We start from the raw sequence: 22,193 nt of genomic DNA on the forward strand, positions 1-22,193 counted from the left end.
AAAGGGCTAACAAATTGTTCAAGAGTGATTCGGCACGCGTGGCATTTTTACTATGCGTTGGTTTTAGTGGTTAAGGTGGTATGCGGAAGCTTCGGTATAGCGTGCCTCACACCTTAACAAGGCGTTATGTTCTTGGAGGAAATGGTGGGCTATCAAAGGGATAGGGTAACTTTCAGCGTTTTCCATAAACTGGCTTTAACTATTTACAAATGCTTAAAATTTAAGGTGTTAGGCGAAACAGAAAAGCTAGAGTGGCAGCAAATTTTAGTAGCCGATTGTTTGCGTGTTATAGGGTTTTGTAGTTTGGCTTATTGGCTAGCTTCCAAAGTCCAAATGTTGACATCTAGCGATAAGCACAAGTTTTGGTCTACTCATATTTCGGGTATTGCGTTGCAATACGCAGGTGATATGTGTGGTGCTGAAAGAGCATACTTACAAAGCCAAGATTACGGTTGTGTGCTTTCTTTGAGTTTTAGTTTACAACACTTGGGTAAATTAAACGTGGAGCTTGGTAACTATGAACTCGCTGAAAAGCAGTTTATTGAAGCATTGGCTATTCGAACGAAACTGAAGCGTACAGACTTAATAGATTCGACCAACCGAGCAATACAAGGGTTACAAAAGCTACGAACATAACAAACAGTTCAAGAGGGATTCAGCACGCGTGGCATTTTTGGTATGCGTTTGATTTCGGTGTTGAAGTGCAATGCGGTAACATCGGTATTGCGTGCTTCACCCCTTAACTGGGCGTTAGGAAAATGGAGATAGGCGTGAGTTTAAGGATAATTGAAGTCGTAGATTTTCAGTCGTCGTGGGCTGATGATTTTAACCGAGAGAAAGCGCTAATCTGTAATGCGTTAAACCAAGAAAATGTGGTGGGAGTTCACCATATCGGTAGCACTTCAATTGAAGGTCTATGTGCGAAACCAATTATAGATATTCTACTTGAAGTTAAATGTCTCAGTGATCTGGATGAGCAAAGTTGCTTGATGGAATCGCTAGGTTATCTTGCTAAAGGTGAGTTTGGTATCCCGGGTAGGCGCTACTTTCAAAAAGGTGGGGTTCAACGAACTCATCAAGTCCACGCCTTTCTAACCGATTCACATGAAGCACAAAGACACATCGCTTTTAAAGAGTATCTTATCGCTTTTCCTGAAGTGGCCGATGAGTATGGCGTGTTAAAGAAAACTGGAGCAGCAATCTGCAACAATGACATAGATGTATATTGCCGCCATAAAGACAGCTTTATTAAAGAGCATGAGGCTAAGGCTCTCAACTGGAAATTTGCCTAACAAAGCGTTCAAGAGGGACTTGGCACGCGTGGCATTTTCAATTTGCGTTGTGTTTAGTGGTTACGGTGTTATGCGGTCACTTTTGTATTGCGTGCCTGCGCCCCTTAACGCGGCGTTATGCCTATAAGAGGAAATATGGATAGTAAATGGGAGTGCTTTGGGTGCGGGCATAGCAATGAACACTCATCATTAAAGTGTGAAAAGTGCGGGTCTTTAGGCAAAGAGCTTGCAAACAAGCAGATGGCAAACCACCTGTTAGGGAATGACAAAGTGAAATCGAAGTTTGAATACTGCTGTGATAAATGTGGTTCAGAGTCATATGAGGTTGGTGAGTTAAGAGCCAGTGGTGGATTTTGGAGTACATTTTTCAATTACAACAAACACCGTTTTTATTTCTTATCATGCAGTAGCTGCGGTCACACTGAGTTTTACAAACGAGGTCTAGGTACTGGACAAAAAATACTAGATTTTCTAGGTGGTTAGCATAGGCATAACAAACTGTTTAAGAGTGATTCGCAACGCGTGGCATTTTTATTATGCGTTGGTTTTAGTGGTTAAGGTGGTATGCGGCGGCTTCGGTATTGCGTTGCTCACACCTTAACAGGGCGTTAGTTTTATGGAGGAAATATTGTGGAAATCTGGAAGTTATTGTTCTTTATACCTGCGTGTTTTGCGCTCAATAAGACACCAGGGCCAAACAATCTATTATCGATGAATAATGCTCGTTGTTATGGCTTCAAGTCTGCATTTATTGCTGGTCTTGGCCGGATTGCAGCGTTCACAGTAATGATCGCGTTAGCTGCTTCAGGTTTGGCGGTGGTGCTTTACGCTTCTGAGACCCTATTTCTAACCATTAAAATCGTAGGTGCGGCGTACTTGTTGTGGATTGCCTTTAATCTATGGCGTTCGGAGACAAGTCCCGTCGCTGAACTAGAACATACTCGCAACCGACTAGGTTTAGCTAAACAAGAATTTTTGTTAGCTGCTGGTAATCCGAAGGCGATCTTAATTTTTACTGCTTTTCTTCCACAGTTCGTTGATGTTTCGGCTAGTGTAAATGAACAGTTCTTTGTTTTAGGGGCTACGTTCCTAATATTAGAAATGGGTGCAATATCGATTTATGCCATATTCGGAATATATTTAAGACAGTGGTTCACGAAACCGAAAATGGCGAAGCACTTCAATAGAGGCTGCGCAACCTTTTTAGCTATGTCTGGAGCAAGCCTGTTACTAAGTCGCCAGCAATAAAACTAACAAACGCTTTAAGACGGATTCGCAACGCTCGGCGGTTTTAGTCTGATTTGGTTTTAGTGTTTACGGTGCAATAATTTAGTTTTGTGGTAGCGTTGCTCACCACTTAAGCGGGCGTTAGTTGCAAAGGACAAAATATGACGATTGAGCAGCTTGATAAAGTAGATGTTATTGCACATGACAATGAAAAAGTAATTTTGGTTATATCCGATCATTTAGAGTGGGATGATCAAAATGAAAAGCTATTACTGCTGCAAGACAAATTAAATCTGTATTTATCATTTATTGAATCTGGAGAAATATTTGAACAATACCCAATAGCAAAGGGCAAGCTTTTTGAAATTAGGATTGTTTCAAAGTATCAGCCAAACCGCGAAGCTGAAAAATTCGTTTCATTGGTTTCAGAAGTAGTAAGTGATGCAGGTTTTAGTCTCACGCACGAGTTGGGGACTTACAACTAACAAGGCGTTCAAGGCGGATTCACAACGCTTGGCGATTTCAATTCAAGTCAGGTTAAGTGTCTAAGATGCAATGGTTTAGGTTTGGCGACTGGCGTTGTTCACCACTTAACGCGGCGTTAGTTTGCAAGAGGAAAAACGCAGCTATATCGCAAGATCTAGTGGTAAAAGCTTAAAGTCGAAATTGTCGTATCGGCGTTCAATTTCAGTGTTAACTAGCGTGGTGAAAATCCAAAATTGGCATCGTTTCAACGGCTGATTTGTTTTTGGTGTGGCGACTTTTTGGTTAACTGATTTGAACTTTTTTGCTGAAACTCTGCTCGTTGAGTTTGTTGGTACAAAAGCCGATTTACTCGCTGAAATGACGTTTTCTCTGGTGTGGTAAGTTCACGTGGTTTCAGAGACTTTGTTGAAAGTCCGCATTGTGAGATTGGTTTTCCAAAAGTGCTTTTTGGTGTTGTGAGTTCGTTTCCTGCGGTGCTGTTTGTTCCAAGTCGTTTTATTTACTAGCCGCTTTGAGACTACGCCTGACTTATGTGTATCAAGGTGCATATAGTTTGTTGTTCGCAAAGTTTAAAATAACGCAAAATCAACCCTTTGGGTCTGCAAACTAACAAACTGCTCAAGAGGGATTCACAACGCGTGGCATTTTTACTATGCGTTGATTTTAGTGATTAAGGTGGTTTGCGGCGGCTTTTGTATTGCGTTGCTCACCCCTTAGCAGGGCGTTAGCAATATTAATCGTAACAATAGATGATTTAAATTGAATGGATTTGGGTGGTAAATATAATTTCCGCCCTTTTTATTCAATAAGTCAAAAATGAAAAAACTAACAATTTGCTCTTTACTTATGGGCTCTTTATTTGTGTCAGGTTGTTCTACGATTACCAACGGTTCTAATGAGCAAATCTCATTTAGCTCTCGTGAAGAGGGGACTAAGTTATTTGTTGACGGTAAATACTATGGAAAGGATCACGCGAGTATTACAGTGCCGCGCGGTGATGCTCACACTGTAGTTGCTCAGAAACCTGGATGTGAACAGACGTCAGTTACTACAGACTATAGTTTTCAATGGGGTAAAAGTTTGTTCCTTAATGTTCTAATCGACTTTGGTATTATCTCAATCCCGACAGACTTGCTGACAGGCTCTGCATGGAAAACAGATTCTTCTCATTACGAAGTTACGCCAAACTGCCCAGTAGATCCTGCTAGCTAAGGTCATAAGCTGTAAGAATATTGCTAACAAACTGTTTAAGAGTGATTCGCAACGCGTGGCATTTTTGCTATGCGTTGCGTTTTGCGTTTAAGGTGGTATGCGGTAGCGTTGGTATTGCATTGCTCACACCTTAACAGGGCGTTAGGCAAATGGAGATAGGCGTGAGTTTAAGGGTAATTGAAGTCGTAGATTTTCAGTCGTCGTGGGCTGATGATTTTAACCGAGAGAAAGCGTTAATCTGTAATGCGTTAAGCCAAGAAAATGTGGTGGAAGTTCACCATATCGGTAGCACTTCAGTTGAAGGTTTGTGTGCGAAACCAATTATAGATATTCTGCTCGAAGTTAAATGTCTCAGTGAACTGGATGAGCAAAGTTACTTAATGGAATCGTTGGGCTATCTTGCTAAAGGTGAGTTTGGTATCCCGGGTAGGCGTTACTTTCAAAAAGGTGGGGTTCAACGAACTCATCAAGTCCACGCCTTTCTAACAGGTTCACATGAAGCACAAAGACACATCGCTTTTAAAGAGTATCTTATCGCTTTTCCTGAAGTGGCCGATGAGTATGGTGTGTTAAAGAAAACTGGAACAGCAATCTGCGACAATGACATAGATGTATATTGCCGTCATAAAGACAGCTTTATTAAAGAGCATGAGGCTAAGGCTCTCAACTGGAAATTTGCCTAACAAAGCGTTCAAGAGGGACTTGGCACGCGTGGCATTTTCAATTTGCGTTATGTTTAGTGGTTAAGGTGTTATGCGGTCACTTTTGTATTGCGTGCCTGCGCCCCTTAACGCGGCGTTAGTTGGTTCAAAGGATTGCAAGCTATGTATAAACAAACAGAAGTTAATAAAGTATTACTAACTCTCCTTTTTATCCTAAGCGCGATCATAATATTTACGTCTAGCCACATAAGCAGCGCAGTGATTGCATTATCAATCAATTTGGTTATAGCTGTATTGTTTTACTCTATGACAGTCGGAATAAGTGGAAATAAAATTTACTGGTATTTTGGTTTCGGCTTTCTTCGCAAAGAAGTGGAACTGTCTGACATTGTACAGACTTCACTTTATGAGACTAAGTGGTATCAAGGTATAGGGATTCGTATGTTAAAAGATGGCTGGCTGTACAATGTTTCTGTGGGTAAAGCTCTTAAGTTAACACTGACTAGTGGTAAAAATGTTTATCTTGGGTGCAAAGACTGGAAAAGTCTTCAGCACGCGTTAAATTCAACCAACTAACAAAGCGTTTAAGAGGGATTCTCAACGCTTGGCATTTTCAGTTTGATTCAGCTTTATTGTTTACGGCACAATGATTTAGGCTAGGTGGTGGCGTTGTTCACCCCTTAACGCGGCGTTAGGGCGCAAGGAGTAAAATGATGATTCATCACATAGATCATATTGTTCTCACAGTCTCCGACATAGAAAAATCAGTGGACTTTTATAAACGGGTTTTGTGCATGGAAGAGGTGACTTTTGCCAATGGCCGTAAGGCTGTAACGTTCGGAAATCAAAAGATTAACTTTCAGCTTCTTGGCCAAGAACCGCGAAATGTAGCTAATGTTGGTTCAGGTGATGTTTGCTTAATTTCAGATTGGCCGTTGACATCAGTGGTAAACCATTTAGTCAAAGAAAATGTCAAAATCATAGAGGGTCCAGTCGAAAAATCAGGAGCTGTTGGTGCAATCCAATCGGTCTATTTTTTGGATCTTGATAAAAACTTAATAGAAGTCAGCGTGTATCAATAGGCTCTGCGCCCTAACAAACTGTTCAAGAGGGATTCGCAACGCGTGGCATTTTTACTATGCGTTGGTTTTAGTGATTAAGGTGGTATGCGGCGGCTTCGGTATTGCGTTGCTCACCCCTTAACAGGGCGTTATGCGTCAGAGTATTATGGATGTAAGAATAATTATGGAAAAAGACGATTTAGTTGAGCTAGTAGTTAAGTATTTCGAGAAAGTAGATGCAGGTGATCCTAGTTATCTGGATCTATTTTCAGAGGATGTTGATTTTTTCTTTCCTAAATTTGGACAGGCGAAAGGAAAGAGTGCCTTAGTGGAGTTTGGTAATAGAATTGGTAGCTCATTGAACAGTATCTGGCACGACATAGACGGTTTTCAAATAACAACATCTGGAAACAAGGTAATTGTTGAAGGACAGGAAGGAGGTGTAATGAGTGACGGTACTTCCTGGCCGGACAACAATGTATCCACTGGTCGTTTTTGTAGTGTATTTGAATTTAGTGGAAAATTAATAAGTCGTATGTACGTGTATGTAGATCCTGATTTTCCAAGCACAGATTTACAAAGAATTTCTGTGCTGTCAGAGGGAAAGTAACGCATAACAAACTGTTCAAGAGGGATTCGCAACGCGTGGCATTTTCACTATGCGTTGGTTTTAGTGTTTCAGGTGGTATGCTGCGGCTTTGGTATTGCGTTGCTTACCCCTTAACAGAGCGTTATGCCTCTAGGTATTCTGACAGTTCGGAGAAAGCATGGATAGCTATAAAGAGAGACTTCAAAATACGTTCTTTAATTCCCTCTGGGTCAAAGCTGTAGGTGATTCTTATCCACAAGATCTTCAGCCATACAGTAGTTGTACAAATGAATTATTAGCAAGCCTAGCTGAGACTATCAGAGATTTAAAACCTAAAAGGATCTTAGATCTTGGTTGTGGGTCAGGTGGTTTGAGTGTTTGGTTGGCAAAAGAGTTTGGGTGTACAGTTGTAGGATTAGATCGCTCGTTTGCAGCAATACAATTCGCTCGGGAAAGAACAGAGAAACAAGGGGTATGTGAAAAAGTGAGTTTTGAAGTTGCTTCGTTTGATGACATTAAAAAACTCGAGGGTAATTTCGATATGGTAGTTAGTATTGATGCACTACCATTTGCAAGCGATGAATATTCGGTCTTAACAGATATATATGAGCATTTAAACAACGGTGGGCAGTTATTTTTTACTACCCGTGCCCCTTTAGCTGACTCTCCAAAATTTAAACGTTTGGGCAAGACTTGGAACAAGGCTTTAAGATATTCTGGCTTTGTAAATTCAGCTGAAGTTATCGAGAGAGCAGGTGTTTCAGAGTACTGGGCTTCAATCTATCATGAATGGTTAGCGAATGAACAGCGACTGAGAGCGGAACTATCGGAGCAAGTTGTAGATCTTCTTCTAAACGAAGCAGATGAGGTAGGGTCTAGATTGTTTGACGGTAGACCTTGGTGGTTAATAAAAGCACAAAAGGCATAACAAATTGTTCAAGAGTGATTCGGCACGCGTGGCATTTTTACTATGCGGTGGTTTTAGTGGTTAAGGTATCATGCGGGAGCATCAATATTGCGTGCCTCACACCTTAACAAGGCGTTATGTGTCAATGGGTTTTTAAACAGAGTGAGAAAGATAAAAATGCAGTTTATTTGGGAAGTCTCGGACGTAGAAATAGATACCTTGTTACCTCAGTGGAAATGGTTGCTTAATCCTACAGGGAAACCTTTGTATCTAACCATCATGGGTGACTGGCTATTTGGTGAAGTGGATGGCTCAATTTCATTGTTATCGGTTTTAGATGGTACCTATGAAACAATTGCTTCGGACTTTCATGAGTACAATAAAATGAATAAATCACAAGATTGGTGTGATAATGTCTTTTTAACTAGTTGGTACGACTTGGCGCTCGAACACGGGCTACAACCAAAACAAGACGAATGCTTAGGTTGGAATCTGCATCCAATTATTGGTGGTGAGTTTTGTATGGAAAATTTGCAAGTATTTACTATGAAAGTATATCAATCACTAATGTCTCAGTTGCATTTTCAACTTCAGCACGCAAACACATAACAAACTGTTTAAGAGTGATTCGCAACGCGTGGCATTTTTGCTATGCGTTGCGTCTAGTGTTTAAGGTGGCATGCGGGAGCATCGGTATTGCGTTGCTCACACCTTAACAAGGCGTTAAGTGTAATGAGGGAGTTATGAAAAAAATCTTATTTCTATTATTGGTAGTTTCGACATCTGTATTTGCGGAATCAAGCTCAAGAGAGTTATCGTTGAAATTATATGATCTGATGTCAGTAGATGCTTCGGTGAAGCAGATGTCTGATTCAATGCGAAATATGTTAGAGAAGCAGGTCGAAGCAAACAAGAACATCCCTGATAGCAAAAAAGATGATGCTCAAAAAATATTTAATGACATCATTAATCTTCAAATGAGCATTTATTCTGACCCATCAATAAAAGATCATATCGCTAGCGCTTACCAAGAAATGTATTCAGATGAAGAACTAAAAGGGTTAGTGGAATTTTTTGAATCACCTGCTGGGCAAGCTTTTGCAACCAAAGGAAGCCAGATATCACATTACTTGCAAAGCTATATCCTTTCTAAGTTACAAGAAATTCAGCCTAGCTTGAAAGCTAAGGAGCAAGAACTACATAAGTTACTTGCAGAGTGAAAATTACACTTAACAAGCAATTTAAGAGGGATTCACAACGCTTGGCATTTTTGCTTCTACTTCAAATTTAGTGTTTATGGCACAATGCTTTAGGTTAGGGTGGAGGCGTTGTTCACCCCTTAATTGGGCGTTATATACCTAGGGAGCATAAAGGTGAAAAATAAAATAAAGTTAGTTTACTCATTGTTATTGTTAGTAGTTCTTACAGGCTGTGCATCTACGTTGAAACCGCAAGATCTTAAGGAAGTTGAAACCGTCGGGGTAGTTAACGAGTTTCCTGAATATCCTAACTTTGTAACGACTGGTACAACGATATTTAACAACGATTATGATGCAGTTAAAGATAGTTCTTTCTCTGATTTACTTGTTAAAACGGTCAAAGACTATGTCGAGGCAAAAGGGATGGCGGTTAAGCTTATCTCGGAGTCAGAAATCGGTGATGTTGATATGGCTATAAAGCTTGTACCTAGAGATATTTATGGTGTATCGAATACTTTCGGCTATGGTGTCCATCAACAATCAATCTTTGGTAAACGAATGGGTGCAATAACATATGTATCGTTAAATGTTGTTCCATATATTGATGGCGACAGCAAATGCAGTACGTGTTACTTAAAAGGGGTTAAGGTTCTCGACATTGAAGAGCTTCCCGCGCAGTTCTCGCTTTTATCTCAAGATGAACAAGCGCATGTAAAAGATAGTCTTGATAACAATATCCAAGAAACACTGACTAAAATTTTAGTCGATAGCGGTATATAACAAACTGTTTAAGAGTGATTCGCAACGCTTGGCATTTTTGCTATGCGTTGCGCTCAGTGTTTAAGGTGTTATGCGGGAGCTTCGGTATTGCGTTGCTCACACCTTAACAGGGCGTTATATTCAAAGGTGGAAATCAACATGGACGAGCAAGATAAAGGTCTCGACAAGCAGGGTTTTATCCGAAATATCTACTCATCAAAGAACATCCAGCCCGAATTCAAAGCTGTTGTCGATGCTGTCGTTTCTGAGTTGTGTTACCGACTACCTGATCAAGTCGATGGGATATATTTGTATGGTAGTGTGCCAAGAGGAAACGCGATTGTTGGTAGCTCCGATCTAGATGTATCCATCATACTTACAACCCCAATCAGTCAAAAGGAAGAGCAGGTATTTAATGAATTATCAGCTGCCATTCCTAAAGAGTATCCCGAGGTGAGTAAGCTCGATATTGACCCTGGTTACCTCAATATTGTTCTAGAACCAAAAGAAAAATATCATTGGCAATTTTGGTTGAAGCACTGTTGCTGTTGTATTTGGGGTAATGACTTGTCGGCTAGGTTCTCATCGTACCAACCAAGCATTGAAATAGCTCAAGCTCTTAATGGTGATTTGCTAACCTTCTTGGAACAAACGAGCTTCGGATATGCTGGTATGAGTGACGAGAATGTTGCTAAGGTTCTTGGTAAGAAGTTACTAAGAGCAGCCTATTACTTCGTCGCAGCTAAAGATTGTAGTTGGTATACAGACCTATCCCAATGTGTTGAAGTTGCTAAAAGGTACTATCCAGTTCAAAGTTATGATCTCGAATTAGCCTACCAATATGCTACAGGGAGACTGGTATCTAAAACTGAGGCGATTGAACTATACGAACGGTTAAGTCAAAACATTGTTCCTAGCTAAATGTAAGTACCACTGAACTCACTGAAATTTGAATATAACAAAGCATTTAAGAGTGATTCTCAACGCTTGGCATTTTTCATTCTATCGTTGAGTTCAGTGTTTACGGTGGTAAGGTTGAGTTTCGTGGTAGCTTTGCTCACACCTTAATGCGGCGTTATACGATTAAGGAGAGAAATGAAGCCTGATTTACACGGAAGTAGAATTGTTTTGAGGTCAATTCGAATGAATGATTCTGATGATTTGTTTGAAATTTATGGTGATATTCAAACAATGGAATTTGCCTCAGACCCAGTTTTTACATCGAAAGATCTGATAGTTCAGATGCTAGAAAGCGTTGCTCGACTAGAGAAATCAGGTGAATCGTTGGAATGGGCGATTATGGTTCAAGCGACAAACAAGGTTATTGGAACCTGCGGCTTACATGGCTTTAGTGATAACGGTGATTCCTGTGAAGTCGGATGCTTACTAAATTCATCGTACTGGCGACAAGGGTATATGTCGGAAGCTCTTAGCTTATTATTTTCTCATGCTCAAGCTTTGGGTATTGAAAGATTGTATGCAGATATTGATGAGGGTAACTTTCGGTCTCAAGCTTTGTTTAATAAGCTAGGTTTCAAAGCTAAAAACGGTCAGTTTCAGTGCTTGGTGTGAGGCATCGTATAACAAACTGTTCAAGAGGGATTCACAACGCGTGGCATTTTCACTATGCGTTGAATTTAGTGCTTAAGGTGGTATGCGGCGGCTCCGGTATTGCGTTGCTCACCCCTTAACAGGGCGTTAGGTGTAAGGACTGTTTTTTGAAATACTTCAATAAACTAACTAATTTATGAATATAATAAAAGGAGGGTGTTTTGAAATTTAAATTTCTTTTGTTTTGTATGGCGTTGTCTGGTTGTGCTAATACAACAAATTATAATGATAATAACTTACTTAAGTGGAATGAAATTGAAAATAAAAATCATGTAGTAGGCAAAAGTGAAGGTAATATAGGGTTGGTGAAAATTAGCACACACTCTATGTATTCATCAGAACCTGTTGTATTTGAGGTTTATTATGATTCAATGCCAGCCGTCTTCTACTTTGATTTATGTAAAGAACAAGAAAGATATAAAAAATCTTGTGTAAGTAAGTTTTCAATAAGCAAGTTCGAAGATTATGGTTATAAGGTTGATATCGACTTGAATTATATTGTAGCCGAGAGGGTTGCTGAGTTAAATATGCCTATCATTAAGAATTTTAGTTATGATGGAATGATATCGAAAGATAAAGTACATAAGGCTAATCGTAAAGAAATTGCCTATACAAATGGAAGTGGTGATAGCAAAGAAACATTACAAGAGCTGGATGTGATAGACATCATACCATTATAAACACCTAACAATCTGTTTAAGAGTGATTCGCAACGCGTGGCATTTTTACTATGCGTTAGGTTTAGTGGTTAAGGTGGTATGAGGTGGCTTCGGTATTGCGTTGCTCACACCTTAACAGGGCGTTATGGCGCAGGGCAAAATTCAGCTAAGGGAACTAGATGAGTGATAAAGTTAAAGTAGCCTTGCAGTGGCTCAAAGAAATCTTGGATGCAGAGGATGTGGAGTATCAAATAGTCGGTGGGTTAGCGGCAACCATTCATGGTGGTAGTCGGGAAATCGCAGATATAGATCTTTATATTCATAACTCTGACGCAGACAAGGTGTTATCGCATGTAGCAAAATACATATCAAAGCCGTTAGCTCATTATGCCGAATATGGTTGGGATTTAGAGTATTTCCAGTTGATTTACCAAAGTCAAAAAATTGAAATCGGTTTGTCTCAACATACGAAGATACAATCACGTCAAGATGGCTCTTGGCATCAGCTTGAAATCTACTTTTCAGAATCAGTTATTAAAGAATATCAAGGTATCGAGTTGCCAGTCATCCCAGTTCATCGTTTAGTCGAGTACAAGCGAATATTGGGTAGGGAAGTAGACCAAATTGATATACAAGAGCTAACTTTGAGTTCAGCGCCATAACAAAGCATTTAAGAGTGATTCCCAACGCTTGGCATTATCAGTTCAAGGTTAGGCTTTGTGGCTACGGTGCAATGGGTTAGGTTTAGTGGTAGCGTTGCTCACACCTTAATGCGGCGTTAAGTGTCAATTCAACATGGTATTACGGTTGGAAATAAGATTCGATGGAAGAAAATAATAATAGACTTAATCAAGAATGGGTGACTCTCAATGCGGTAAGAGACATGGTCAAACTTGCTTCCAAAGGCAGTATGTCAAAGTCTACTTACGACAACACGTTAGAGTTTGCTGGAGATCTTTATCCTGAGCTCCTTGGTCCGGAAAATAGCCTTCTAAAAAGAGAACGAGAGAGTGATACGACAAAGGAATATAGACAAAGAGCTGAATTAGAGTCTCTGCGTGAAGAAACGGAAGTTAGTGCCTTAGAATTAGTCTTAAAGGATATTGCTGAGTACGAGTCCTTACTCGATGTTGCTAAAGCAAACCAAAAAGACCGCAAACGGACTGACCAGCTTAAACGTAGGCTTAGCCAGTTAGATAAGGCAAAAAAAGAACTAGAACCTAAAGCTCACAGTGAAAATCAATTGATTTTCCGTGATGCATATAACGTTGAAAGAAATTTACCAGAGCTCTCAAAGGGACATGCGCATAAAGATTTTCGCTTAACTGATGGAAAGATCCTTCGAGTCCGCGTTTTACACCCAGATAGACCTGAGCACATAACAGGCGCAGATATAATATATGAGCGACATAATGATCGCACTGGTGGCATAAGTATCGTCGCAGTTCAATACAAAATCTGGGAAAACAGAAAAATGTATCTTTCCGATGATCGTATGAATGGGCAAATTGACAAGATGCGAGAATTTCTCTGTAACAAAGGGATTTGTCAGTCCAATTCCGATGAATATCGGTTCCCATGTTGTTCCGGTTTCTTGAGACCTACGGATAAACTGCAAACCGCTGAGCAAAAGTTTATTTCAACCGGTGAACATTTACCAATTTGCAAAATTGAAGAGTGTACGAGTTATGGTAAGCGCGGCGGTCTTCAACTTACGTATGACGATATAAAAGAGTACTCTCTTTCCGGTGACCTATTCGAAGAACTCTTTAACCGAGGAAAGATTGGTTCTCGTGAATTAACGCGTAATGAATTGGAAGACTTATATCATGAGGCATCTGTCATTGACTCGTCAGATACCGTAGTAATTTACGTGCAAGAATTTGACACTTAACAATCTGTTTAAGAGTGATTCGCAACGCATGGCATTTTTGCTATGCGTTGCGTTTGGTGTTTAAGGTGGTATGCGGCGGCATCGGTATTGCGTTGCTCACCCCTTAACAGGGCGTTAACTGTACAGGAGATAAAATGAAATACTTTGCTTATGGTTCAAATATGTCTTTGACAAGGTTAAGAGAAAGAGTGCCGAGCGCTGAAAGGGTCGGAATGTTTTCACTCAAAGAACATGATTTGGCATTTCATAAAAGTAGCAAAGACGGCTCCGGCAAGTGTGATGCGTATTTCACTGGAAATATGGAAGACAACATCTTTGGAGCATTGTTTGAAATAGATGAAAATGAAAAACGCTCTTTAGATCGTGCCGAGGGGTTAGGGTATGGTTATGACGAAAAAGTTGTTCAAGTTGAAGATGATCAAGGAAACTTCTTTGAAGCTATTACATATGTAGCAACTAACATTGATGGAAGTTTGGTTCCATATTCTTGGTATTTAAATCATGTAATTGTGGGTGCGCAAGAAATCGGAGTGCCAGTTAGTTACCTAGAAAAGATTCAAGCAGTAACTACCAGTGAAGATTCGAATAAAGAAAGAGATAAAGAGCAACGCGAAATGTACAGTTAACAATCTGTTTAAGCGTGATTCGCAACGCGTGGCATTTTTACTATGCGTTGCGCTCAGTGTTTAAGGTGACATGCGGTAGCATCGGTATTGCGTTGCTCACACCTTAACAGGGCGTTATGTGTTCCCACAGTATTCATCCGGAGTAGGAAGTGGATTATTTACCGAGAGAGGAAATTGAAGGCGTATGGTTTGATTTGTCATATACAGATCAAACTGATTTGCTATCTAAAGTATTTCAAAATAATTGGGAGTTTATCCTAGTTTATCCTAGTTGATCCCTTGTATCTTTTTGATGCAGACATGAACTTAGAAGGGTTAGCAACGCTCCAAGAGTGTGACGATAGTTCCTGTGGGGGTAGTTTATATTTTTATTTAACTATGTTTGCGGATATCGATGAGTTTAGTACGGTTTGGGTTGAAAACTATTCAGTCGAAGACGTAAAAGAATCGGATAAAGTTCAATGGCAATTAGCATTTGCTGGCATGTATTTTTATCCAAGCAAAAGAGATTGGTGTGGCATCTATCTTGACTACCCTTGCCAAGACTTTGTGCTGTTGGGGGCGGATTCATCATTAATTTCAAAAATTAAGGCAAATTTCAAACCAAGTAGTTTGTTTACTATAGAGCACATAGACACTTTGCTAGAAAAACGTTTCGGAAAATCTATTTAACATCAAACACATAACAAGAAATTTAAGAGTGATTCACAACGCTTGGCGCTCTCACTTCTAGCAAGTTTAGTGTTTATGGCACAATGCCTTAGGTAGGGTGTTTGCGTTGTTCACACCTTAATTTGGCGTTATATTTTTGTTCGAAATCACAGTTCAGAAATATCCTATCTTTATTCTAAATTGTGAGCTTTTTCAAACTATACGCTGTACAGTTAAGGGCATTTAGATTGTAATGTGTACAACGATAATAGAATAAAGTGGTAGCGTTATGAATGTGTTAGAAAACCTTAGAGTACTCAAAACAGACATGGAAAGTAACGGTTGGGTGATCGATGCGTTTCCATTCACATTTAAAGCGGTAGATTATATTGTACTAGTTAAGCTGTACGATAAAAACGATGCTAAAAGACCAGAGCATGCACTTTTGGAGCTAGAGTTTTTGAAGAAAAATGACATCTCAGATAACTTAGTTGCTCCAGCTAATACCAGGAAGCTTTTGATCACAGCTCAAGAGCTAAGAACATATTTTGGTATTGAGTGGTCAGAAAATTTGCGTGATATCTTAAGTCAATTTTATGAATATCTCTCTAACTTTATCCCCTTAACTGTTGGTTTACATAGAACTCAAGAAGTTGATGTTGCTATGGTTGAGTCTTTGTCAAAGAGTGATAGTGAGGACCCAAGAAAAATATACTGTTTTTCAGCTAAGAGAAATTCTAACAATAGGAATAGAAGTCCATATAATGACAATAAGACGCGAATATTAAGACCAATTTTGTACTCAAAACTATCAAGTGATCCTCAAGTTAGCTTTAATTACTCGTTAGACGAGGATAAGAAAAAGTCTGACTCAGAAATTATTAGCAACTTTAGTTCTAACAACAAGCTACCCGTTAGTGGAAAAATATAACAAAGCATTTAAGAGTGATTCCCAACGCTTGGCATTTTTCATTCCATCGTTGGGTTTTGTGTTTACGGTGGTGTGGTTAAGTTTCGTGGTAGCGTTGCTCACACCTTAATGCGGCGTTATGCGACCCAGTAAAAAGGAGTTTTAAGGTGGAAGAAATAATTGAACAATTGGTTTCTCAGGGCTACGAAATCTCTGGTAGTAACTCAAAGATTAGAGTGAAGATTGGAGGTTTCGCAGGTAAGGCTACAATTAGCAAAAATCATTATTCGAATACTTTCGTCGTATCTAGTTATACTTGGATTCAGCTTCTATCTTTGACGTTGATCTTTTCTTCTATCATGTCATCGCTCAACAGTCAGTGGGGGCAGCCTGAATTAAGTGGATCAGTGTGGTTTGGTTTGTCGGTTGGAATCCCCGTTATAGTCGTTGGGTATGTTTCAGCGATTATTTCAGAAATTCAATTACAACCGATACGTCAAGTTGTGCGAATGGCAAATTCACAGTTATCATCACCAATCGCATAACAAACTGTTTAAGAGTGATTCGCAACGCGTGGCATTTTTACTATGCGTCTGTTTTAGTGTTTAAGGTGATATGCGGCGGCATCGGTATTGCGTTGCTCACACCTTAACAGGGCGTTAGTGCGCAAAGATAAAAATTACAATTAGCAGGATTTAAAATGAGTGAAATTGCTCGTTTCATATCTGGTAAAGCTCCAGATAAATTTGGTCGCAATGTAGAGCAGGTGTTAGCTTACAACCACTTCTGGCTGGAGCATGATCATAAGTATATTCAAGTTCTTTTCCCGATTGATGAGGGGACTAAGTTCAATCTAAATGCTCCTTTGGTAACTCAAGCAGATCGAGAGGCTTTTGCCAACTCAGAAGAATTACGTGTTGCTCACTTAAAAGCACTCGACCTTTTACTTGAGTTTTGGGGATTACAGCGAGATGGATGTGAGATTTCTTCTTTACAAGCGCTAAGTCCTGCTAACCATGTCTGGCTTAAAAGTCATGACCACAACCAACTTCGTCTGACCCGAGCAATTCGTAGTTTGTATTTACTAGGTAATGAACAGATAGCAACTAACTTGTCTGACTTTCTAGTGGCAGCGGCAAGAGAAACTGGCTTGGTTTCAGATAAAACGGTCGAGTATTGGCGTAACGCGCTCAAAGGTTAGGTGATCGCTGAAAAAGCGCACTAACAAACTGCTCAAGAGGGATTCGCAACGCGTGGCATTTTTACTATGCGTTGGTTTTAGTGGTTAAGGTGGTTTGCGGCAGCTTTTGTATTGCGTTGCTCACCCCTTAGCAGGGCGTTATAACCACGGCATAAAATGGAGTATTTATGATAGCAAGGGAATGGAAAGCTACCTGTCCGAAGGAGCATGAAGAAGGGTTTATTGTGTACCTTTACGAGACAGGCATAAAAGACACATCAGCCACCAAAGGTTTTCTTGGGGCACAAATTCTGAATCGAGATTTAGGAGATGATGCTGAAATCACGTTGCTGACTTACTGGGAAGACCTAGATTGTATTAAGTCGTTTGCAGGTGAAGATATCAGTATTGCTAAGTTGTACCCAGAAGACGAGAAGTACAAATTAAATCCTGATCTCCACGTGAGCCATTATGAAGTCCGCGAGAACATGTGGTTATAACAAAGCGTTTAAGAGGGACTTGGCACGCGTGGCATTTCCAATTTGCGTTGGGTTTAGTGGTTAAGGTGCTATGCGGTCACTTTTGTATTGCGTGCCTGCGCCCCTTAACGCGGCGTTAGTTGCCAACGAGTAAAACGTACCTAAAGCAGAATGTTTAAGGCTAATGTCCATGTGTTTTTGGCTTGGTTTTCGTATTTCAATTTCTAGTTATTTGGGGTTGTGAAAATCGAGCTTTGGCTCCTTGTGCGGTGTGAGTTTTCTGTTTCAGACGCTGATTCGCTTGTTGAGAGTCAGCTCTGCGATATTGTCGTTTCAAATGAGCTTTTTGGTGTTGTTAGCCCGCTTTCTACGGCGTTGCGTGCTCCAAGTGGTTTCAGTGACAAACGCTTTGAAACTGCGCCTGATTTAAGTTTTTCAAAGCATGTAAAAACAGTTTTGGCAAAGTGGTAATAAACTTCAAATCAAAGCGTTAAGTTTGGCAACTAACAAAGCATTCAAGAGGGATTCACAACGCTTGGCAGTTTTGGTTTGAATCAACTTTAGTGTTTACGGCACAATAGCTTAGGCTGGGTGGTGGCGTTGTTCACCCCTTAATGCGGCGTTAGTTTGCAAGAGGAAAAACGCAGCTATATTGCAAGATCTAGTGGTAAAAGCTCAAAGTTGAAATTGTCGTATCGGCGTTCAATTTCAGTGTTAATTAACGTGGTAAAAATCCAAAAGTGGCATCGTTTCAACGGTTGGTTTGTTCTTTGGTGCGGCGACTTTTGGGTTAATTGAGTCGTACTTTTTTGTTGAAACTCTACTTTGTGAGTTTATTGGTACAAAAGCAGATTTACTTGCTGCGAGGAAGTTTTCTCTGGTGTTGTGCGTTCGCTTTCTGCGGCGTTGTTTGTTCCAAGTGGTTTCATTGACTAGCCGCTTTGAGACTACGCCTGACTTAAGTGCATCAAAGTACATATGGTTTGTTGTTCGCAAAGTTTAAAATAACGTAAAATCAACCCTTTGGGTCTGCAAACTAACAAACTGCTCAAGAGGGATTCACAACGCGTGGCATTTTTACTATGCGTTGAATTTAGTGATTAAGGTGGTTTGCGGCGGCTTCGGTATTGCGTTGTTCACCCCTTAGCAGGGCGTTAGCTGCTTAGAGGAAAAATGATGATCCAAGATAAAGCTACATCAAGTTCCAATTACATAAGATTTATCGACAGAGTAATCGAAAATCGAACTGTTTGGGGACTTCAGCATCCTGATGGTGGTTGGGCAGTTTGTAATTCGAATCAGTGTCCAGACGCATTAGTTTATGTTTTTTGGTCAGATAGAGCATACGCAAGTCGGGTCGCAATTGGTGATTGGGAGTTGTATGTCCCAAGTCCAATTAACCTAGATTCATTCGTTGATAATTGGCTAAAAGGTATTCATAGCGATGGACATCTTGTGGGTCTCAATTGGGATCCAAACCTGTGCGGTACAGAAGTTGTCGCAATTGATGTGGCAAAATGTTGGTACGCAGCTAACAAACTGTTTAAGAGGGATTCACAACGCGTGGCATTTTTACTATGCGTTGGTTTTAGTGATTAAGGTGGTATGCGGTGGCATCGGTATTGCGTTGCTCACCCCTTAACAGAGCGTTATGTAGCCGCGAGAGGACGGTAGGTTAAAAGGATTTATATATGTTAAATATTCGGCAAGCTCGCATTGAAGATATCAGTGTTATCAAGAAACTACAGTTTCAGCTTAATGAGTATCATCAAGCAAATTTACCTGATGACTTTTTATCACCGGAAGAAATTGAACAAAAAATAGACCTACACAAGATAATCGAAAGTGAAAGCTCGATTTGTCTGGTAGCCGAAAGCAAAGGGCAGTTAGTAGGTTTTGTTTTTGGTGAGCTATGGGTTCGTAAGTCTTGGACGCTCAAACAGCGAAAGATCGCAAGCGTTGAACAGATTGTTGTGGATTCATGCTTTAGGAGTCAGGGTGTTGGACTGGCGCTAATAGAGGCATTTGAAGAAAGTGCTATTTCTAACGGCGGAGAAGAGCTGTGGTTAGAAGTATATTCTTTCAATGAATCTGCTCTAGCTTTGTATCGCAAAGCTGGTATTGCGCCCAAAATCCAAATTGGACAGAAAGCACTACCCTGAAAGTCGGCTACATAACAAATTGTTCAAGAGTGATTCGGCACGCGTGGCATTTTTACTATGCGTTGGTTTTAGTGGTTAAGGTGATATGCGGAAGCTTCGGTATTGCGTGCCTCACACCTTAACAAGACGTTAGGGCTACAGTGTTTATCAGATCGATAGGTTAATAATGAGAAGTACAGACAAACTATTTAAGTATTTTACAGCTGATGGGGCTGTTCGACTTTTTGAAACCATGGGAATAAGGTTTACTCAACCCGACTTTTTAAACGACCCATATGAGTGTCATCTTGCATTTGATAAAGATGTAAGACTTCAATTAGTTGACCATTTTTACAATTCGATGGTCGCTAATGAAACAACTAAGAGTGAAGCTGAGCTACGTGATATTGCAGAGAGAAACGAAGATACCTTATTGATTAATGCTCTAAAAGGGTATCGAGAAATAAAAAAGGACTTAGGTGTTCTTTCGTTGACAGAGTGCCCTTTAAATTTGTTGATGTGGGCTCATTATGCTGACGAACATAAAGGCGTAGTTGTTGAGTTAGATTATACACATGAGTCACTTTTCAAAATGAGCTCTGGAGGGAAAGAGTTTTCAACTTTGAATGCCGTCAGGTATCAAAATGAAAAAGTCGTAGGTCTACCGTTCCCAGATAAGGTAGTGGAATCTCTGCTGACAAAGTCACCAGAGTGGGAATATGAGAGAGAGTGGCGATTTATTCGCACTCTCAACTTATTAGATGAAGTTAAACCTGATATCTATATTCAGAAGTTAGATCCTAAAGCGATTAAACGTGTGATATTTGGTGCTAGATTCCCAGGCAAGAGACTTGCTGAAATTACTAAGTTTACGGATCGAACCGAGTTTTCTCACGTAAAGCTGGAAAAAGCTACGATGATCCCTAACCGGTTTGGATTAAAAACTGTTAGCTTAGATAAATTCGCTTGGACTTTATTACATAGAGAGCATCACTTTGGTGAAGTCGCTCAAGAAGCACTGCTTTCAGTCGTTATGGAAGATGACGAGATAGAGCCCTAACAAACTGCTCAAGAGGGATTCGCAACGCGTGGCATTTTTACTTTGCGTTGAATTTAGTGATTAAGGTGGTATGCGGCGGCTTCGGTATTGCGTTGCTCACCCCTTAGCAGGGCGTTAAATTTATTGAGGTAGTATCGTGCAGAAAGATGAAATTGTAGAAATCCTTGGTGAGTACAGCTCTGAAATCGCAGCAATGCTACCGAGGTTCAGTAAAACTAGAGACGGTTTGTACATTGATAGCAATGACGGAAATCGTTTTAGAAATATTGTGCAAGAGGTAATAGATCTATGTCACGATCATATACCCGGTTCGTCCAACACCGCAAGCATGATTGCCCAGTATTACAATCAAGGTATTTCTAACTGGCAGCAAATTTCATCCTACGCAAGCCTTGAGGAAGTAAAAGGGGCCATTGATTCTCTATCGATAAGAATCGAGCGAAATCCAAAGATGTTTGACGAAAACCCCAAAATAGATATCGATAAAACTGCTCAGTCCTTGGATGGATTAAATACAATACTCAATCGTTTTCATTCAGTGGCTATGCAATTACGAAAAAGGTATTCCAACCGTTCAACTCTCGATGTAAATGATGAGTATGACGTTCAAAACTTGTTGCACTCATTGTTAAAGTTACACTTTGCTGATATTCGACCTGAAGAGTGGAATCCTAGCTATGCGGGTAGCTCCACTCGAAGTGATTTTCTTCTTCCAGAAGTTAATACAATCATTGAGGTCAAAAAAACTAGGCAATCGATGACCGATAAAGATTTAGGTGACCAGCTGGTTATTGATATTGCTAATTATAAGAAACACCCTCAATGTAACAGCCTAATATGCTTTGTATATGATCCAGAGGGGCGTATTGCAAACCCTAGAGGTATCGAACGCGATTTAAGTGATTGCGATAAAGACATTGATGTAAGAACTATCATAGTACCGAAGCACGAATAAATTTAACAAACAATTTAAGAGTGATTCAGCACGCTTGGCATTTTTGGTTTGGGTTGAGTTCAGTGTTTACGGTAGTCAAATGGAGTGCCGTGGTCGCGTGCTTCACACCTTAATTGGGCGTTATAGCGCTCGATAAAATTGAATATGGATGGTCATGGATAATATCGAAAAAGAGCTTTATCAAGCAGCAATAGAACTAGTAAATATGCGATATCCTTCTGGTTGGGGTGGTGCTGCGGCTGTTAGAACAGAGTCAGGAAAAATATTAACAAGCATTGCTCCTGATACTAAAAACGATGCTCTTTCACTATGCATGGAAGTGGGAGCGTATTTAGAGGCTCACAAACTCAATGAGCGAGTGACCCACTCATTATGCCTGTATCGTGAAAACGAGAACGATGAGTTTCTAATCTTGTCACCATGCGGAGTTTGCCAAGAGCGCCTCGTCCACTGGGGTGGGGATGTCAAAGCAGCCATAACGACTCCAGAGAATGCATTGGTTTTCAAAACTATACGTGAATTAATGCCTCATCATTGGTCACTTGTAAACGGCAAAGCGCTATAACAAACTGTTTAAGAGTGATTCGCAACGCGTGGCACTTTTACTATGCGTTGTATGTAGTGTTTAAGGTG

Annotated in this window: 31 protein-coding genes and 1 pseudogene; all 32 read left to right on the top strand. The window is 40.2% G+C overall.

Annotated features, from left to right (window positions below; all coding sequences use genetic code 11):
• Nucleotides 1-126: 126 nt before the first annotated feature.
• The 32 genes and pseudogenes from L3V27_RS22215 to L3V27_RS22480 all read left to right on the top strand — a co-directional run bounded on the left by L3V27_RS22215 (nt 127) and on the right by L3V27_RS22480 (nt 22,125).
• A complete protein-coding gene (locus L3V27_RS22215; protein WP_069495707.1) occupies nt 127-636 on the top strand; it encodes a hypothetical protein in 510 nt (169 codons plus the stop codon).
• Nucleotides 632-743, top strand: a pseudogene (locus L3V27_RS22220) (DUF3265 domain-containing protein); the annotation flags it as partial. The gene L3V27_RS22215 and the pseudogene L3V27_RS22220, both read left to right, overlap by 5 nt.
• Nucleotides 744-770: 27 nt before the next feature.
• Nucleotides 771-1,292, top strand: a complete 522-nt coding sequence (locus L3V27_RS22225) for a GrpB family protein (protein ID WP_237312740.1) — start codon at nt 771-773, stop codon at nt 1,290-1,292.
• A 240-nt stretch (nt 1,293-1,532) separates the two neighbouring features.
• Entirely contained in the window at nt 1,533-1,775 is a 243-nt protein-coding gene (locus L3V27_RS22235; RefSeq protein ID WP_080765108.1) for a zinc ribbon domain-containing protein, read from the top strand.
• Between the two features lie 147 nt (nt 1,776-1,922).
• Nucleotides 1,923-2,540 carry a LysE family translocator gene (locus L3V27_RS22245; protein WP_237312742.1) on the top strand — a complete coding sequence of 206 codons (618 nt, stop codon included), beginning with the start codon at nt 1,923-1,925 and terminating at the stop codon, nt 2,538-2,540.
• Nucleotides 2,541-2,680: 140 nt separating this feature from the next.
• Entirely contained in the window at nt 2,681-3,004 is a 324-nt protein-coding gene (locus L3V27_RS22250) for a DUF6572 domain-containing protein (RefSeq protein WP_038217934.1), read from the top strand.
• An 817-nt stretch (nt 3,005-3,821) separates the two neighbouring features.
• Nucleotides 3,822-4,217 (top strand): hypothetical protein, encoded by a 396-nt coding sequence (locus L3V27_RS22260; protein ID WP_140095693.1) that lies wholly within the window; start codon nt 3,822-3,824, stop codon nt 4,215-4,217.
• A 161-nt stretch (nt 4,218-4,378) separates the two neighbouring features.
• Complete coding sequence (locus L3V27_RS22270) at nt 4,379-4,900, top strand: GrpB family protein (protein WP_237312744.1); 522 nt, start codon at nt 4,379-4,381, stop codon at nt 4,898-4,900.
• 141 nt (nt 4,901-5,041) lie between these two features.
• Nucleotides 5,042-5,455: a hypothetical protein gene (locus tag L3V27_RS22280; protein ID WP_237312746.1), complete on the top strand. Its 414-nt coding sequence runs from the start codon at nt 5,042-5,044 to the stop codon at nt 5,453-5,455.
• A gap of 137 nt (nt 5,456-5,592) precedes the next feature.
• Complete coding sequence (locus L3V27_RS22285) at nt 5,593-5,961, top strand: VOC family protein (RefSeq protein WP_024701877.1); 369 nt, start codon at nt 5,593-5,595, stop codon at nt 5,959-5,961.
• Between the two features lie 163 nt (nt 5,962-6,124).
• Complete coding sequence (locus L3V27_RS22295; RefSeq protein WP_167426455.1) at nt 6,125-6,550, top strand: nuclear transport factor 2 family protein; 426 nt, start codon at nt 6,125-6,127, stop codon at nt 6,548-6,550.
• 157 nt (nt 6,551-6,707) lie between these two features.
• Complete coding sequence (locus L3V27_RS22305) at nt 6,708-7,457, top strand: class I SAM-dependent methyltransferase (RefSeq protein ID WP_237312748.1); 750 nt, start codon at nt 6,708-6,710, stop codon at nt 7,455-7,457.
• Between the two features lie 156 nt (nt 7,458-7,613).
• Nucleotides 7,614-8,045: a T6SS immunity protein Tdi1 domain-containing protein gene (locus L3V27_RS22315; protein ID WP_005386969.1), complete on the top strand. Its 432-nt coding sequence runs from the start codon at nt 7,614-7,616 to the stop codon at nt 8,043-8,045.
• Between the two features lie 134 nt (nt 8,046-8,179).
• Nucleotides 8,180-8,656, top strand: coding sequence for a DUF2059 domain-containing protein (locus L3V27_RS22325; RefSeq protein ID WP_025527151.1), 477 nt, complete (start codon nt 8,180-8,182; stop codon nt 8,654-8,656).
• 153 nt (nt 8,657-8,809) lie between these two features.
• A complete protein-coding gene (locus tag L3V27_RS22330) occupies nt 8,810-9,415 on the top strand; it encodes a hypothetical protein (RefSeq protein ID WP_047010327.1) in 606 nt (201 codons plus the stop codon).
• Nucleotides 9,416-9,553: 138 nt separating this feature from the next.
• A complete protein-coding gene (locus tag L3V27_RS22340) occupies nt 9,554-10,315 on the top strand; it encodes a nucleotidyltransferase domain-containing protein (protein ID WP_029845485.1) in 762 nt (253 codons plus the stop codon).
• 174 nt (nt 10,316-10,489) lie between these two features.
• Entirely contained in the window at nt 10,490-10,966 is a 477-nt protein-coding gene (locus tag L3V27_RS22345; protein ID WP_237312750.1) for a GNAT family N-acetyltransferase, read from the top strand.
• A gap of 200 nt (nt 10,967-11,166) precedes the next feature.
• Nucleotides 11,167-11,685: a hypothetical protein gene (locus L3V27_RS22355; protein WP_237312752.1), complete on the top strand. Its 519-nt coding sequence runs from the start codon at nt 11,167-11,169 to the stop codon at nt 11,683-11,685.
• A gap of 158 nt (nt 11,686-11,843) precedes the next feature.
• Nucleotides 11,844-12,326 (top strand): MazG-related protein, encoded by a 483-nt coding sequence (locus L3V27_RS22365; RefSeq protein WP_237312754.1) that lies wholly within the window; start codon nt 11,844-11,846, stop codon nt 12,324-12,326.
• A gap of 161 nt (nt 12,327-12,487) precedes the next feature.
• Nucleotides 12,488-13,558 (top strand): hypothetical protein, encoded by a 1,071-nt coding sequence (locus tag L3V27_RS22370; protein ID WP_237312756.1) that lies wholly within the window; start codon nt 12,488-12,490, stop codon nt 13,556-13,558.
• 134 nt (nt 13,559-13,692) lie between these two features.
• Complete coding sequence (locus tag L3V27_RS22380) at nt 13,693-14,184, top strand: gamma-glutamylcyclotransferase family protein (RefSeq protein WP_077200586.1); 492 nt, start codon at nt 13,693-13,695, stop codon at nt 14,182-14,184.
• Nucleotides 14,185-14,484: 300 nt separating this feature from the next.
• Nucleotides 14,485-14,856 (top strand): hypothetical protein, encoded by a 372-nt coding sequence (locus L3V27_RS22390; protein WP_237312760.1) that lies wholly within the window; start codon nt 14,485-14,487, stop codon nt 14,854-14,856.
• Between the two features lie 268 nt (nt 14,857-15,124).
• Nucleotides 15,125-15,766 (top strand): DUF6037 family protein, encoded by a 642-nt coding sequence (locus tag L3V27_RS22395; RefSeq protein WP_029853472.1) that lies wholly within the window; start codon nt 15,125-15,127, stop codon nt 15,764-15,766.
• Between the two features lie 146 nt (nt 15,767-15,912).
• Nucleotides 15,913-16,290 carry a hypothetical protein gene (locus tag L3V27_RS22400; RefSeq protein WP_237312762.1) on the top strand — a complete coding sequence of 126 codons (378 nt, stop codon included), beginning with the start codon at nt 15,913-15,915 and terminating at the stop codon, nt 16,288-16,290.
• A 155-nt stretch (nt 16,291-16,445) separates the two neighbouring features.
• Nucleotides 16,446-16,946, top strand: a complete 501-nt coding sequence (locus L3V27_RS22410) for an opioid growth factor receptor-related protein (protein ID WP_237312766.1) — start codon at nt 16,446-16,448, stop codon at nt 16,944-16,946.
• Nucleotides 16,947-17,113: 167 nt separating this feature from the next.
• Nucleotides 17,114-17,425 (top strand): antibiotic biosynthesis monooxygenase, encoded by a 312-nt coding sequence (locus L3V27_RS22420; RefSeq protein WP_017420651.1) that lies wholly within the window; start codon nt 17,114-17,116, stop codon nt 17,423-17,425.
• A gap of 219 nt (nt 17,426-17,644) precedes the next feature.
• On the top strand, nt 17,645-17,875 hold the full coding sequence (locus L3V27_RS22430) for a hypothetical protein (RefSeq protein WP_237312768.1): 231 nt from the start codon (nt 17,645-17,647) through the stop codon (nt 17,873-17,875).
• Between the two features lie 705 nt (nt 17,876-18,580).
• Nucleotides 18,581-19,003: a DUF2750 domain-containing protein gene (locus L3V27_RS22440; RefSeq protein WP_346346961.1), complete on the top strand. Its 423-nt coding sequence runs from the start codon at nt 18,581-18,583 to the stop codon at nt 19,001-19,003.
• Between the two features lie 92 nt (nt 19,004-19,095).
• Nucleotides 19,096-19,566 (top strand): GNAT family N-acetyltransferase, encoded by a 471-nt coding sequence (locus tag L3V27_RS22450; protein WP_237312772.1) that lies wholly within the window; start codon nt 19,096-19,098, stop codon nt 19,564-19,566.
• 166 nt (nt 19,567-19,732) lie between these two features.
• Nucleotides 19,733-20,605, top strand: coding sequence for a DUF2971 domain-containing protein (locus tag L3V27_RS22460; RefSeq protein ID WP_237312773.1), 873 nt, complete (start codon nt 19,733-19,735; stop codon nt 20,603-20,605).
• Nucleotides 20,606-20,741: 136 nt separating this feature from the next.
• The gene (locus tag L3V27_RS23440; protein WP_237312775.1) at nt 20,742-21,560 is read left to right on the top strand and encodes a hypothetical protein; all 819 of its coding nucleotides are present in this window, start codon (nt 20,742-20,744) and stop codon (nt 21,558-21,560) included.
• Nucleotides 21,561-21,714: 154 nt separating this feature from the next.
• The gene (locus L3V27_RS22480) at nt 21,715-22,125 is read left to right on the top strand and encodes a cytidine deaminase (protein ID WP_025630327.1); all 411 of its coding nucleotides are present in this window, start codon (nt 21,715-21,717) and stop codon (nt 22,123-22,125) included.
• Nucleotides 22,126-22,193 lie beyond the last annotated feature (68 nt).

Source organism: Vibrio sp. J2-3(2022), assembly GCF_021725735.1.
Lineage (GTDB): Bacteria > Pseudomonadota > Gammaproteobacteria > Enterobacterales > Vibrionaceae > Vibrio > Vibrio diabolicus.

What these genes read in the sequence shown, in the direction of transcription:
- L3V27_RS22285 (WP_024701877.1), top strand. Translation starts at nt 5,593, where the DNA reads ATGATTCATCACATAGATCATATTGTTCTCACAGTCTCCGACATAGAA.
- L3V27_RS22420 (WP_017420651.1), top strand. Translation starts at nt 17,114, where the DNA reads ATGATAGCAAGGGAATGGAAAGCTACCTGTCCGAAGGAGCATGAAGAA.
- L3V27_RS22410 (WP_237312766.1), top strand. Translation starts at nt 16,446, where the DNA reads ATGAGTGAAATTGCTCGTTTCATATCTGGTAAAGCTCCAGATAAATTT.
- L3V27_RS22315 (WP_005386969.1), top strand. Translation starts at nt 7,614, where the DNA reads ATGCAGTTTATTTGGGAAGTCTCGGACGTAGAAATAGATACCTTGTTA.
- L3V27_RS22280 (WP_237312746.1), top strand. Translation starts at nt 5,042, where the DNA reads ATGTATAAACAAACAGAAGTTAATAAAGTATTACTAACTCTCCTTTTT.
- L3V27_RS22380 (WP_077200586.1), top strand. Translation starts at nt 13,693, where the DNA reads ATGAAATACTTTGCTTATGGTTCAAATATGTCTTTGACAAGGTTAAGA.
- L3V27_RS22395 (WP_029853472.1), top strand. Translation starts at nt 15,125, where the DNA reads ATGAATGTGTTAGAAAACCTTAGAGTACTCAAAACAGACATGGAAAGT.
- L3V27_RS22440 (WP_346346961.1), top strand. Translation starts at nt 18,581, where the DNA reads ATGATCCAAGATAAAGCTACATCAAGTTCCAATTACATAAGATTTATC.
- L3V27_RS22450 (WP_237312772.1), top strand. Translation starts at nt 19,096, where the DNA reads ATGTTAAATATTCGGCAAGCTCGCATTGAAGATATCAGTGTTATCAAG.
- L3V27_RS22365 (WP_237312754.1), top strand. Translation starts at nt 11,844, where the DNA reads ATGAGTGATAAAGTTAAAGTAGCCTTGCAGTGGCTCAAAGAAATCTTG.
- L3V27_RS22260 (WP_140095693.1), top strand. Translation starts at nt 3,822, where the DNA reads ATGAAAAAACTAACAATTTGCTCTTTACTTATGGGCTCTTTATTTGTG.
- L3V27_RS22480 (WP_025630327.1), top strand. Translation starts at nt 21,715, where the DNA reads ATGGATAATATCGAAAAAGAGCTTTATCAAGCAGCAATAGAACTAGTA.
- L3V27_RS22345 (WP_237312750.1), top strand. Translation starts at nt 10,490, where the DNA reads ATGAAGCCTGATTTACACGGAAGTAGAATTGTTTTGAGGTCAATTCGA.
- L3V27_RS22235 (WP_080765108.1), top strand. Translation starts at nt 1,533, where the DNA reads ATGGCAAACCACCTGTTAGGGAATGACAAAGTGAAATCGAAGTTTGAA.
- L3V27_RS22370 (WP_237312756.1), top strand. Translation starts at nt 12,488, where the DNA reads ATGGAAGAAAATAATAATAGACTTAATCAAGAATGGGTGACTCTCAAT.
- L3V27_RS22390 (WP_237312760.1), top strand. Translation starts at nt 14,485, where the DNA reads ATGAACTTAGAAGGGTTAGCAACGCTCCAAGAGTGTGACGATAGTTCC.
- L3V27_RS22325 (WP_025527151.1), top strand. Translation starts at nt 8,180, where the DNA reads ATGAAAAAAATCTTATTTCTATTATTGGTAGTTTCGACATCTGTATTT.
- L3V27_RS22460 (WP_237312773.1), top strand. Translation starts at nt 19,733, where the DNA reads ATGAGAAGTACAGACAAACTATTTAAGTATTTTACAGCTGATGGGGCT.
- L3V27_RS22215 (WP_069495707.1), top strand. Translation starts at nt 127, where the DNA reads ATGTTCTTGGAGGAAATGGTGGGCTATCAAAGGGATAGGGTAACTTTC.
- L3V27_RS22250 (WP_038217934.1), top strand. Translation starts at nt 2,681, where the DNA reads ATGACGATTGAGCAGCTTGATAAAGTAGATGTTATTGCACATGACAAT.
- L3V27_RS22340 (WP_029845485.1), top strand. Translation starts at nt 9,554, where the DNA reads ATGGACGAGCAAGATAAAGGTCTCGACAAGCAGGGTTTTATCCGAAAT.
- L3V27_RS22295 (WP_167426455.1), top strand. Translation starts at nt 6,125, where the DNA reads ATGGAAAAAGACGATTTAGTTGAGCTAGTAGTTAAGTATTTCGAGAAA.
- L3V27_RS22305 (WP_237312748.1), top strand. Translation starts at nt 6,708, where the DNA reads ATGGATAGCTATAAAGAGAGACTTCAAAATACGTTCTTTAATTCCCTC.